General features: G+C 36.4%; 11 protein-coding genes. 5 read left to right on the forward strand and 6 right to left on the reverse strand.

Going from position 1 to position 11,756, the window contains the following annotated elements; all coding sequences use genetic code 11:
* Positions 1-104: 104 nt before the first annotated feature.
* From BM361_RS13015 to BM361_RS13025, 3 genes are read left to right on the forward strand one after another with little or no spacing between them, the layout of a single operon-like run.
* The gene (locus BM361_RS13015) at positions 105-1,259 is read left to right on the forward strand and encodes a hypothetical protein (RefSeq protein ID WP_074979359.1); all 1,155 of its coding nucleotides are present in this window, start codon (positions 105-107) and stop codon (positions 1,257-1,259) included.
* Between the two features lie 12 nt (positions 1,260-1,271).
* On the forward strand, positions 1,272-2,897 hold the full coding sequence (locus tag BM361_RS13020; protein WP_074979361.1) for a BCCT family transporter: 1,626 nt from the start codon (positions 1,272-1,274) through the stop codon (positions 2,895-2,897).
* The gene (locus BM361_RS13025; RefSeq protein WP_235444257.1) at positions 2,894-3,757 is read left to right on the forward strand and encodes a universal stress protein; all 864 of its coding nucleotides are present in this window, start codon (positions 2,894-2,896) and stop codon (positions 3,755-3,757) included. Before BM361_RS13020 ends, BM361_RS13025 begins: the two co-directional genes overlap by 4 nt.
* Before the next feature lie 12 nt (positions 3,758-3,769).
* On the opposite strand, the gene BM361_RS13030 is transcribed toward BM361_RS13025, so the two are convergent.
* Together BM361_RS13030 and BM361_RS13035 are read right to left on the reverse strand one after the other, a co-directional pair.
* On the reverse strand, positions 3,770-4,447 hold the full coding sequence (locus tag BM361_RS13030) for a hypothetical protein (RefSeq protein ID WP_051413438.1): 678 nt from the start codon (positions 4,445-4,447) through the stop codon (positions 3,770-3,772).
* A gap of 78 nt (positions 4,448-4,525) precedes the next feature.
* Positions 4,526-5,827 (reverse strand): carboxypeptidase-like regulatory domain-containing protein, encoded by a 1,302-nt coding sequence (locus tag BM361_RS13035; protein ID WP_074979363.1) that lies wholly within the window; start codon positions 5,825-5,827, stop codon positions 4,526-4,528.
* A gap of 528 nt (positions 5,828-6,355) precedes the next feature.
* Between BM361_RS13035 and BM361_RS13040 the strand changes: the two genes are divergently transcribed.
* Positions 6,356-7,612, forward strand: coding sequence for a mechanosensitive ion channel family protein (locus tag BM361_RS13040; protein ID WP_074979365.1), 1,257 nt, complete (start codon positions 6,356-6,358; stop codon positions 7,610-7,612).
* Between the two features lie 102 nt (positions 7,613-7,714).
* Here BM361_RS13040 and BM361_RS13045 read toward each other — a convergent pair whose 3' ends face one another.
* From BM361_RS13045 to BM361_RS13055, 3 genes are all read right to left on the reverse strand, one after another.
* On the reverse strand, positions 7,715-8,107 hold the full coding sequence (locus BM361_RS13045) for an acyl-CoA thioesterase (protein WP_038263842.1): 393 nt from the start codon (positions 8,105-8,107) through the stop codon (positions 7,715-7,717).
* 85 nt (positions 8,108-8,192) lie between these two features.
* The gene (locus tag BM361_RS13050; protein WP_074979366.1) at positions 8,193-9,083 is read right to left on the reverse strand and encodes a DUF72 domain-containing protein; all 891 of its coding nucleotides are present in this window, start codon (positions 9,081-9,083) and stop codon (positions 8,193-8,195) included.
* 11 nt (positions 9,084-9,094) lie between these two features.
* Entirely contained in the window at positions 9,095-10,450 is a 1,356-nt protein-coding gene (locus tag BM361_RS13055) for an NAD-dependent succinate-semialdehyde dehydrogenase (protein WP_074979368.1), read from the reverse strand.
* Between the two features lie 153 nt (positions 10,451-10,603).
* Between BM361_RS13055 and BM361_RS13060 the strand changes: the two genes are divergently transcribed.
* Positions 10,604-11,011, forward strand: a complete 408-nt coding sequence (locus BM361_RS13060) for a hypothetical protein (RefSeq protein WP_038263851.1) — start codon at positions 10,604-10,606, stop codon at positions 11,009-11,011.
* Between the two features lie 5 nt (positions 11,012-11,016).
* Here BM361_RS13060 and BM361_RS13065 read toward each other — a convergent pair whose 3' ends face one another.
* A complete protein-coding gene (locus BM361_RS13065) occupies positions 11,017-11,688 on the reverse strand; it encodes a DUF2461 domain-containing protein (RefSeq protein WP_074979370.1) in 672 nt (223 codons plus the stop codon).
* Between the last annotated feature and the right edge of the window lie 68 nt (positions 11,689-11,756).

An 11,756-nucleotide genomic window follows, 5' to 3' on the forward strand; every position in this document is an offset into this window, starting at 1 on the left:
TCCTCCTTCCCTCTTATAATTATTTACCCCCTTCCCCCTAAACAAACTTATTCAATCCGCTTATTGGTTATGGCTTTTAGCTATTAACATTAAAACCCTTTATTTTGAAACAGCTCTTGTGGTTATTATTCATTTTTCCCTGTTTGGGTATCGCACAAGATAAACCCCAGATAAAATTTGGTGGTGCCTTAAGGTTTAATTACATCTATTCTTCTTGGAAGCCGGAACAAAAACAGCAGGGCGGAGACTTTATGTATGATATGTTTCGTGTAAATGCCAAGGCTTCCTATCTGGGTATTAAGCTAAACGCGGAATACAGGTTGTATTCTGATGAGTTTGGAGGGGGTGTTTTAAAACAAGGTTGGCTCAGTTACAGCTTTAATGAAAACGATCAAATACATATTGGTCTCACACAGGTACCGTTCGGTATTCAACAGTACAACTCTCATAACTGGTTTTTTAATATAGGTTATTATATAGGTCTGGAAGACGATCACGATATTGGCGTTAAATTCATTCATGAGAAAGAAGAAGGGTTCAATTACCAAATAGCATTTTTTAAAAATGCTGAAGCCATTGCCTTTGGGGGCAATAGTGATGTTTCCTATAGCAGGTATTCCTATGATGTTTCTTCTATGGACATTGACGGCGACGGAGTACTTGATTATCGAAATAAAGAAATCAATCAATTCAACTTTAAATTCAATTACAAATTAAACCATGGTGATTTCAGACATCAAATGGGTGCTTATGCCCAATATGGCGGACTCTATAACCTCGATACCAAGGAAGTTGGATCGCATCATGGTTACGGTGTTTTTTATGAGTTGGATTTTAAAAAAATCAATATAAAATCCGAACTATTACATTATACGAAATCTCCAAAAAATCCGGAAAGCGAGCGTAGCGAGTTATTTGCCATGGCGGCCTATGGAGCTCCTTATTTAGTAGCCTCCAAAGCTGATATGGCTACCTTGGCTATTGCCTATACACTCCCCGTAAACTGGAAACCAATCCAAAGTCTTCAGTTTTATAATGATTTTGGCTATATTAAAAAGAGTGTTCAGGGGTTTGCCGATAGCTATATGAATGTTACCGGTATAGGCATAGCGGCAGGTCACTTATATACCTATATAGATTTTGCCGCTGGTAAGAATCATTCCTGGCTCGGCGGTAATTTTATTGATGATTTTGCCCAGGGTACCCCGGATGCGAAATGGGAAGCCAGGTTTAACATAAACATTGGATATTACTTTTAAATAAAGTCTATTATGGCAAAAAAAATTATTAGAAGCGACGAAAAGAAATCAATATTCGGGTTGGAAATTAACGGTCCTGTATTCTTTTCCTCTGCCATTATCATTATCATAACCATTATTCTAACCTTATCCTTCAAAGATACTGCCAAGGAACACTTTGAAAGCATTCAAACCTTTGTTTCCAACAAAGGAGGATGGTTTTTTGTTCTCATGGTAAATGTCTTCCTGTTTTTTATGGTATTTCTGGCCTTTAGTAAATACGGGAGACTCAGAATCGGTGGCCAGCATGCTAAACCGGAATTTAAAACAGTTTCATGGTTTGCCATGCTTTTTAGTGCCGGTATGGGTATCGGATTGTTATTCTGGAGTATCTCTGAACCAATTACCCATTTTAACTCCCCTCCTATTACCGCTGAAGGTGGTGCTGCCGCCGCCCAGGAAGCTATGAACTTTACATTCTTACACTGGGGATTTCATGCCTGGGGTGTATATGCACTGGTCGGACTGGCATTAGCTTATTTTACCTATTCAAGAGGGCTCCCTTTAACCATTCGGTCTGTGTTCTACCCGTTTCTGGGAGATAAGGTTTATGGCATTATAGGTGATATCATTGATATTTTTGCCGTATTAGCTACCATTTTCGGTCTGGCTACATCTCTTGGATTAGGTGTCAAGCAAATAGCTGGCGGCCTGGATCATGTATTTAACATACCTGGCGGACTCACTACACAAATAACACTAATTGCAGGAGTTACCGCTGTTGCAACAATATCGGTGGTACTCGGGGTTGATAAAGGTGTTAAATTCCTGAGTGAATGGAACATGCGGATCGCTGTCTTGCTTTTACTTTTGGTTGTTATTTTGGGACCAACGATTTATATATTTCAGTCATTTGTTCAAAACACAGGTAGTTATTTTTATAATTTTCTGGAGATAGCCACCTGGACCGAAAGCTATAACAATACCGGTTGGCAAAATAGCTGGACGGTCTTTTACTGGGGCTGGTGGATAGCCTGGTCTCCATTCGTAGGGATCTTTATCGCACGTATTTCAAAAGGGAGAACCGTTCAGGAATTTATTTTAGGCGTACTGATTATCCCTGCCCTGGTGACCTTCTTTTGGATTAATGCTTTCGGAAGTACTGCTGTTCAAGAGGCACTATTGGGCGATTTAACTATAGTCAATGCAGTTAAAGAAGATGTGGCAACCGCTATGTTCGTATTTCTGGAAGATTTTCCTTTAGCCACGGTATTAAATATAGTTGCTATTATTCTTGTTGCCGGATTCTTTATTACCTCTTCCGATTCCGGATCACTTGTAGTAGATAGTATTACTTCTGGAGGTAAAATAGATGCCCCCGTAGGACAACGTGTATTCTGGGCAGTAACAGAAGGTACGGTTGCTGCAGTTTTACTTGTCGGCGGAGGTCTTCAAGCATTACAAACTGCCGTCATCGTAACCGGATTACCTTTTGCCCTTATTTTACTGGTTATGTGCTATTCACTCTTAAAAGGATTAAAAGAAGATTTATTTAAGCTTAAGAAAAGAGAACAACAAAAAGAAATAGATAATTATAAGGATATTGTATCCGGAATCGTTAAAAAAAGAAATATTAAAGAACCTAATCAGAAGTCATGATGCAAACCATTAACAATATACTCGTAGCTCTCGACCTGTCAGACATCGACGAGACGCTCATTAAGTATGCGGCATATTTAGCTGATTCACTACAGGCTGAAAAGGTCTATTTTGTACACAACATAAAAAAGTATGAGATCATCGAACTCTTTGAAGATGAGCTTGCTGAACTCAACCTTGAGGAAATGATAGGTGATGAATTAAACGAAACCGTTGCACATAATTTCAAAAGCAAGGTTGAATGGGAAGTGTTGATTTCTAATGATCCATATACGGAATCGTTAATCAATTATATCGTCAATAAATACGAAATACAATTAACCCTGGTTGGAAACAAAAACAAGGTAAAAGGTACCGGGGTGATGAGTGGCAAATTATTGCATATGCTCAAATGCCATATCCTTAGTGTGCCTAAGAACATTGCTCCGGAAATTACGAAGCTATGTATTGGAACAGATTTTTCCAATGCTTCCAGAAAAAGCTTTGTGATGGCCAACTTCCTTAGAAAGAATGTTGGATGCAAGGTGAAAGCAATGCACATTTATAATGTTCCCTTGCAGTTCTCTCCCTATTTGCCAAAAGAGAATTTAATTCCGACCATTGAAAAGCATATTGAAGAAAAATCAAAAAAATTCATTAAACGACTGAAAGAATATGGAGATGGAATTGAGTTTGAAATTGTTCCCGGCAGAAGTTCCAGCGTACCTGAAAATCTTATACATCAATGTTTAAAAGAAAAGTTTGATATGTTGATGATATCTGATAAAGGAGGAAATACCTTCTCTTCACTGGTTATTGGTAATGTAACTGACGAATTGTTTAATGAAGATCTTGAATTTCCGTTATGGGTGTGTAAATAAATGAAATAGCGGTTATTCTACTTCTTTAACTACAACCATGGATGCTTTATAACCTGTAGCCAGGTTCCATTGTTTGGCGGATAACAATACTCCATTTTCATCATAGACTCTGAACTCAGCCGTATTAGGGCCGGAAGTACCCTGATTTAACGCTTTAAACTCTATGGTGTTGAATCCATCTTTCAATGGAACTGAAATGCCTTTAGACATATTAGTCAACACCACACGAACCTGAACCACCTCGTCGTTGATAATGACTTTAACCATATCCCCATCTTCCAGTTGATGATCTCTATACCTGATTTCTATTTTACCTGAAGTCGTCTTAATATCTCCAAGAAACTGATTTCTTTTAAAAACAGCCATGTTTTCATCCTCTCTTGGACGAACACTTTTGTTGAGGCGTTGTTCCAGGCCAAGCCCTTCTCCTGCACGAAGAAGTTTACTTTTTTCACCAAACCCCAAACTTTTACTCCTGTCTATTAATGGTTCCGGACGTCTAAGATTAGGTGAATTCAATAATGAAAAATTACTTTTCTCCTTTTTATTTAAATCCGGTTTAGGGACATCAGATGGCGGTGCAATAGCTGAAGAGTCAGCTGGAATGACCAACTTAATCTTCTCCTTTTCAATTTGAGCATTGATACTCGAAAATGAAAACAATAATACTATTAACACCAATATCCTCATTCTTAAATAAATTTTGACTAAAATATTATTTTTATAAACTGATAGACAAAATTCAACACTTAAACTATCGTTAAAATCTTATTTCTTGTCGCGTTCAATTTGCCTGCTTATCTTTTTAATTGCTGATTCAATAGACTTTTCCGGTTCAATTACATTGTACTTACCCCAAAAATCAGGATCTAGAAAACCTTCGGCTTCATCTGGAATAATCGCGGTTCTCTTTAAACGTTCCTTTCCTTTCGGACGCTCATAGTCTTTATCACTTTCCCAGTTGGTAATGGCCATTTCACTTTGTAAAGTAAAGACTGAATTAAATAACTTTCTTTTCCAATTAATTTTAAATTCTAACTGTACATTACTATGACCGTAATACCACTTACCATTATTCTGTCTGTAATCAACCCTGTAAACTGCCTCGGTTGGATAAACTTTAGCATTTTTGGGTTTCTTTCTTACCAGCAAATCTGATGCCACTTTTCTATTCTCAACATTTAAATTATAAACACCAGTTACGAGTGCATAGGTCTCAGCATCTATATATAACCTGCCATAGTACAAAGGAGTAACCACATTTGGCTTTTGTTTGAAGCGCACCACATACACTAATTTTTCGTTTATACGTGTAGATTTATCCATTTCAAAATCGTAGTAATTCATAAATAAATCAGAGAAAACGTATTCAGGATACTTCATTAAATCAACATGAAGTGTATTATAAGGACCTCCTTCCAGTTTAAGTGTTAGGGTGTCTAACCGCTCATAATCTGTTTTCTTTCTGGCTTTATATAAACTCACTATATCATCCCTGTTTGATGTATACGGGGTTTTATGAATTTTAATTACGGCCTCTGCCAAAGAAACATTTCTTCTTCGCTTTTTAATTGTTTCCCTGTAAAAAGCAGTCATTAAGGTCGGATAATCTATATAGTTTTTAGCCTTATTGGACAACATCTTCTCTACCAGCATTCCTGGATTATCTGCTTCGCCAACCATTACCTCAGGAAGTTCAGTAACCAACATCGTAAGGGCTATAATATTTTCTTCCCCGTTGAGTTCGCTTAATCTGATCCAGCGTTCCTGGTATCCAAGAAAGGTTACTATAATCTGTTGTTCATCTATAGACTTTGGAATCTTCAACACAAATTGCCCCTCGCTATTGGTGACCGTGCTGATATTGGTATTAGCCACATTAAGGGAAGCAAAAACCAAAGGTTCGTCTGTTTCAATGTCAACAACAGTACCTTTGTATTCCTGGTAAGACAAGGTATCCTGAACTATTGGCTCATAATTAAAGGTTTTAGCCTGCACTTGATATTGAAGCACAAAACAGCAGCTAAATACAACTATTTTTATAAAAAGATTTTTGGTAAAGCGTATCATTACTATAAACGTTAAAATATTCCTTATATAAAGTTAGTATATTTTAACCAATATAGCCTATTTCTTGAGATGGTAGGCAAAAAATATATGTCGACAATGAAATTTTGACCAACGAAAAAACGCTGGACAAATATGAAATAAAAGCCAATGTTGAGAAACGATCGTTAAATAAATTCTATTGCAGTGATATCATTCTCGAGGAGTATACCATTAATTCCTTCTAAAAAATCAGCATACTCAACACCATAAATTTGATATAGCATAGTAGATACATTAAGGGGTTAAACAATTATTTACTGCCTGGTTTATCAATCATTAATAATTTAATAATGCATAATTAAACATTTTTTCACATTTATAAAAGCTTTTTATCTAAAAATCAGCATTTTAACCTTAAAAAACATCTGATTATCGAGTAAAGTTCGGATGTTACATAATTGGTTGTATGAAAACTAAAACAATTCAATACTATTTGTAGGAATTCCGAACGATTTTTATTTAATTTTGTTCACTCAAAAACAGACTCGTATGAAGGAATATTTTAGATGGTTTTATCAATTTTTAAAAGATCATGGTACGGCAGATGAGACTGCACTCTATTTGAACCTTGCTTTTAACTTAGTCGTAATAACCATTGTATTACTTGCTATTGATTATGCCTTAAAATATTTCATCATTGGTTTATTCAAAAAGTTTTCGGATAAGACCAAAACCTCTTATGATGATTACCTGGTAAAAAGTAATTTTCCCAAGTATATTGCCCATTTAGTTCCGTTTATAATCATCCGGAATATCATACCTGTAGCCATACAAGATTTTCCACATTGGGAAGAAAACCTTATAAAGGCTACCGATGTCTATTTAATTATTCTTATTGTCTGGATCTTCAGGAGCCTGGTAAAAACCACAAAGAACTATTTATCACAAATAGAGAATTTTAAAGATAAGCCCCTTGAAAGTTATGCCCAGATCGTTGTACTTTTTATATGGTTTATCGGGTTTATATTTATTTTTTCAGAATTAGCTGATAAAAGTGTAATCGAGTTTCTTGCTGCATTGGGAGCAGCCTCAGCGGTCTTATTACTGGTCTTCAGAGATACCATTCTCGGTTTCGTTTCAAGTATTCAGGTTTCGGTGAATGATATGGTACGAATCGGTGACTGGATTACCCAGGAAAAATACGGTGCCGATGGGAATGTAACCGAAATAAGTCTGACAACGGTTAAAGTGCAGAACTTTGATAACACCATAACAACCATTCCGACGTACGCCCTTATTTCAGATTCTTTTAAAAACTGGAGAGGGATGCAAAACAGCGGTGGTCGAAGAATAAAAAGAGCTCTTTACATCAAACAAAACAGTGTTAAATTCCTTAGTGTGGAAGATCTGGATCGCTATGCTAAAATTCAGATGGTTACCCAATACATAGAACACCGTCAGAAAGATATTGATAAATACAATCAAGAAAACAATTTCGACAAGTCACTTATTGTGAACGGTCGTAATCAAACTAATTTAGGCATATTTAGAAAGTATTGTGATACGTATCTGAACAATCACCCGGCAGTAAATAAAGACATGATGATTATGACACGTCATCTAGCGCCGTCTCCTCAAGGAGTACCCCTGGAAATTTATGCGTTTTCAAGTGATAAACGCTGGATTAACTATGAACACATCATGGCCGATATCTTTGAGCACCTTATAGCTGCAGCAAAATACTTTGACCTTGAACTCTATGAAACTCCTTCGGGTGAAGACCTAAAAACGTTGAAGGAAAAGTAAAATCTACGAGAATAATTCCTGGAGGTTTTTTAAGCGTAACAATGATTTCGTTGCTTATGGAAACATATCAGGACAACTAGTACCGATGGATTATCCGACAATTTATTTGTCCTTTAATCGGTCTTTTACATATTCTATCTGCGTCTTACCATGGGCTACAGGTTTCCCTTCCTCGTTGAGGTTTACCATTATGATTTTATCGATACTAATGATAGATTCACGTGTCATTTTGTTGCGCACCTCGCAGCGTAAGATTAAAGAAGAATTTCCAAATTCAATAGGTTCTATTCCTATTTCTATGATTTCTCCTTCTCTGGCAGAGCTCTTAAAATTAATATCAGACATGTATTTGGTTACCACACGCTGATTTTCTAATTGTATGATGGCATATAGAGCAGCTTCCTCATCAATCCATTCCAATAAACGACCACCAAAAAGTGTTCCGTTAGGGTTTAAGTCTTCGGGTTTAATCCATTTTCTCGTGTGAAATCTCATAACTTATTTTTATCCAAAGTTAGGACACATATCGCTCATATTACAGTGATTAGGATCATTATTTTCGAATTGTTAATCAGATTTATCAATTAGAAAATAGATGCAAGGCTTCATTGGGAATTTTAAGATTTGAACCGGGTTGTTTATTCAACTTTTCAATAAAATAAGAGGATAATAAAGGTGATTCTTTTTCTAAATTTTGATGCACGAAGAAATGTATTTTACCTAACCCCTGCTCTTTCCATTCTTCTAAACGTGCTGCCCAATCGTCTAACCTCCCGTAATCAGAAGCATGATTAGCACCAACATAGCGTACGAAAGCTTCATTATTGGTTAAACGCATGTGCATTAAGTCTCGTCTGCCGGCAGTATCAACTATAATATTAGCAATATTGTTTTCCTCCAGTAAATAATACAATTCATTGGCCACCTTTTCGTCATTGAACCAATCAGTATGTCTGAATTCGATTGCTAAAGGCAACTCCCGGGGCCACAAGCCTACAAACCTGACTACTCTGTCAAAATTCTTTGGTGCAAAATTATTATGCATTTGTAAAAATACAGTCCCTAACTTTTCCTTAAGATGCACAACCCCATCGAGATACTCCTCTAATGCCTGTTCGACATTTATGAGTCTTTTATAATGGCTTATTGTTTGATTCACTTTAGGGAAAAACTTAAAGTGTTCCGGAGTTCTGTCGTACCAGGATTTAAATTGCGAGGCCGGAAAGTTTCTGTAAAAAGTAGCATTTAACTCTATACTGTTGAATTGAGAACTATAATAAGATAATTCATCCTTGATTCCTCTTGGATAAAATCCTTTTAGATCGGCTCTATTCCATTTCGCGCATCCAACCGCAAGCTTTGCTGTTATTTTTTGATCTTTATTTTTTGCTAAAACACCAGCAGTTCCAAAATGGTCTGCCGGCATTGTAAAATCTATATACTCAGGCTTATCTACCTTACCAAACTTCATTTATTATTCTATTATTTATTGATAAATACCGTTTTAACATTTACAAACTCTTTAATACCATGATGACTTAATTCACGGCCAAAGCCAGAAGTTTTAACACCACCAAAAGGTAATCTGGGATCTGATTTTACCAACTCATTAATAAACACCGCACCCTCATCAAATCGATGCACCAATGCTTCTGCATTAGTTATATCAGAAGTAAATAAAGTTACTCCTAATCCAAACTTCGAATTATTAGACAGTTCAACAGCCTCTTCTATAGTGTCAAAAGTAACCACGGCAACCAGTGGTCCGAAGGTTTCCTCACTGAATACAGGCATATCTTCTTTCACATCGGTTACAACCGTGGGTTCAAAATAGGCACCGCATCTTTTACCTCCAATGAGCACCTTAGCCCCTTTATCTACTGAAGCTTTTAGTTGTTTTTCCAATTCAATAGCCAGATCCTCCCTGGCGAGTGTTCCTATATAAGTATCTTCATCTAAAGGGTTTCCGGATTTTAATGTTTCGACTTTCTTCAAAAACTTATTCAAAAATTCTTCTGCAATATCCTTCTGAAGTAAAAATCGTTTGGCTGCAATACAACTTTGACCTGTATTTTGATATCGTGCATTAATTCCTGTTTCAACAGCTTTATCTATATCGGCGTCATGAAGTACAATGAAAGCGTTGCTCCCTCCGAGCTCAAGCACAGATTTTTTTATTTTTTTAGCAGCCGTAGACGCAACAGCGCTTCCTGCCGGTTTACTTCCGGTTAAAGTAACCGCCTTTATACGTTCATCTTCAATGATAGCTGCAACACTATTACTACTGATGATTAAATTTTGAAAAACACCCTTTGGAAATCCGGCTTCAGTAAAACACGCTTCAATATTTCCGGCACTCATCATCACATTACTGGCATGCTTCAACAACCCCACATTACCAGCCATTATAGCCGGTGCGGCAAAGCGAAATACCTGCCAAAATGGATAATTCCAAGGCATAACTGCCAATAGTACGCCTAAAGGCTCATGTTTAACATAACTTTTATCCGCATCTGTTGAAATCAGCTCATCTCTAAGAAAATCAGCTCCGTTCTCAGCATAGTAGTTACATACCCATGCACATTTTTCAATTTCAGCAATAGCTTGTTTAATCGGCTTTCCAACTTCCAGTGCCATGATTTTACCGTACGCCTCCTTCTGTTCAATTAATACGTCAGCCAAAGAATGTAAGAGTCCGGAACGCTCGTCAAAGGTTGTTTGTTTCCAATATTCGAAGGCGTCCTGAGCCAGGGCTATTTTAGCTGCTATATCAGCTTCAGAAAGTTCTTCAAATTCTTTGATTAGCTGATTATTATATGGGTTAATAGATTGTATCATTTTATCTTGCCTTTATGTCACTAAGTTATAAAGAATTCAACACTCTATACAAACACAATTATAGTTAATTGTTTATAAGATGGTTAATAAATAAGAGCCAAACACTTTACTGGCGCCTTTAGAATTTATAACTTTAAAAAAACTACTATTATTATGGACACCCGTACGAAGGACTTACTCAGTGTTCGTCCAGAAATTCCATCAGCATTAGTTTACGATTCAACAAGCAAAGATGAGCGTTTTCAGAATGCAACCCTGCGCCCTATTATTAAGCTTCAGAATGACTTACTTATCGAGGCTTTTAAAAATTATGCGAATAAGCACAAAGGTGTTTTCTTCGGTCTGGTTCTTGAAAGAAAGCTAAGATATATTGAAAATGCCATTCAAAAGGATATAAAATTTCGGAATTCCCTTAAAGGTATGATTATTGGTCAATTTACCGTAGAGGAGTACCAATGTTATATCGAGAACTCCTCTGCCTTAAATAAACGTATGATGAATATGGTGGTCGAAAGATTAAAAGACAACGTACAGCTTATGGACAATACCGCTGTGGCATAATCTCATTAATCGATCAAAGAAACTCCGTTTAAATCAGTGGTTAAGATTTCGCTCATATAATCAAAATATGGGCGAATTTTTTTAAAAACTTCATTTACCTCATTCATAAAGCCCTGAGACAACACCTCTTTATCATTAAATTCTTTAATTACAATAAATTGCTTTTTTCGAATGAGATCTATTGCTGGATGGTCTTTGTCAAAACCCTTCGGAGCAGTTTTCAACTCATCTCCTTTTAGCATACCAAAGGTGTCCTTGAAATCTTTTGAATTAATTAGGGCTCTTATTTCAGAATCATCAAGTTCAAATTCTTTTCTGATGCGCAATAGGTCGGCTTTTTCAGGTGCCCAAAAACCACATGCCAAAAAGCTGTTCCCTGGTTCAATCTGTAAATAGTATCCCCCTCTAAGCCTGGGTTTAACGCGATGAAAACTTGCAGAAAAATGTGTTTTGTAGGGCGTCTTGTCTTTAGAAAACCTAACATCTCTATAAATTCTGAACATCTTCATTTTATCTACCTCATCATGCGTTTTGAGAAGGTCAAGTAAGACCTCAAAGAAATTTTTAGCATTCTTTTCTTCCTTTTTGAATTCTTTTTTATGAGTTTCAAACCAGTCGCGATTGTTATTCGCTTTCAATTCCCTTAACGCTTCAAATACTTCCTTTTGTAGTTGCATAATTTATAAACTATTCTTAAAAGCCTACTAAATCTATAGACTTAACCATTTTTTATCATAATTTTGAA

Origin of the sequence: Zhouia amylolytica (genome assembly GCF_900116365.1) — a bacterium.
Taxonomy (GTDB): Bacteria; Bacteroidota; Bacteroidia; order Flavobacteriales; family Flavobacteriaceae; genus Zhouia; species Zhouia amylolytica.

What these genes read in the sequence shown, in the direction of transcription:
- BM361_RS13020 (WP_074979361.1), top strand. Translation starts at nt 1,272, where the DNA reads ATGGCAAAAAAAATTATTAGAAGCGACGAAAAGAAATCAATATTCGGG.
- BM361_RS13025 (WP_235444257.1), top strand. Translation starts at nt 2,894, where the DNA reads ATGATGCAAACCATTAACAATATACTCGTAGCTCTCGACCTGTCAGAC.
- BM361_RS13030 (WP_051413438.1), bottom strand. Translation starts at nt 4,447, where the DNA reads ATGAGGATATTGGTGTTAATAGTATTATTGTTTTCATTTTCGAGTATC.
- BM361_RS13035 (WP_074979363.1), bottom strand. Translation starts at nt 5,827, where the DNA reads ATGATACGCTTTACCAAAAATCTTTTTATAAAAATAGTTGTATTTAGC.
- BM361_RS13040 (WP_074979365.1), top strand. Translation starts at nt 6,356, where the DNA reads ATGAAGGAATATTTTAGATGGTTTTATCAATTTTTAAAAGATCATGGT.
- BM361_RS13045 (WP_038263842.1), bottom strand. Translation starts at nt 8,107, where the DNA reads ATGAGATTTCACACGAGAAAATGGATTAAACCCGAAGACTTAAACCCT.
- BM361_RS13050 (WP_074979366.1), bottom strand. Translation starts at nt 9,083, where the DNA reads ATGAAGTTTGGTAAGGTAGATAAGCCTGAGTATATAGATTTTACAATG.
- BM361_RS13055 (WP_074979368.1), bottom strand. Translation starts at nt 10,450, where the DNA reads ATGATACAATCTATTAACCCATATAATAATCAGCTAATCAAAGAATTT.
- BM361_RS13060 (WP_038263851.1), top strand. Translation starts at nt 10,604, where the DNA reads ATGGACACCCGTACGAAGGACTTACTCAGTGTTCGTCCAGAAATTCCA.
- BM361_RS13065 (WP_074979370.1), bottom strand. Translation starts at nt 11,688, where the DNA reads ATGCAACTACAAAAGGAAGTATTTGAAGCGTTAAGGGAATTGAAAGCG.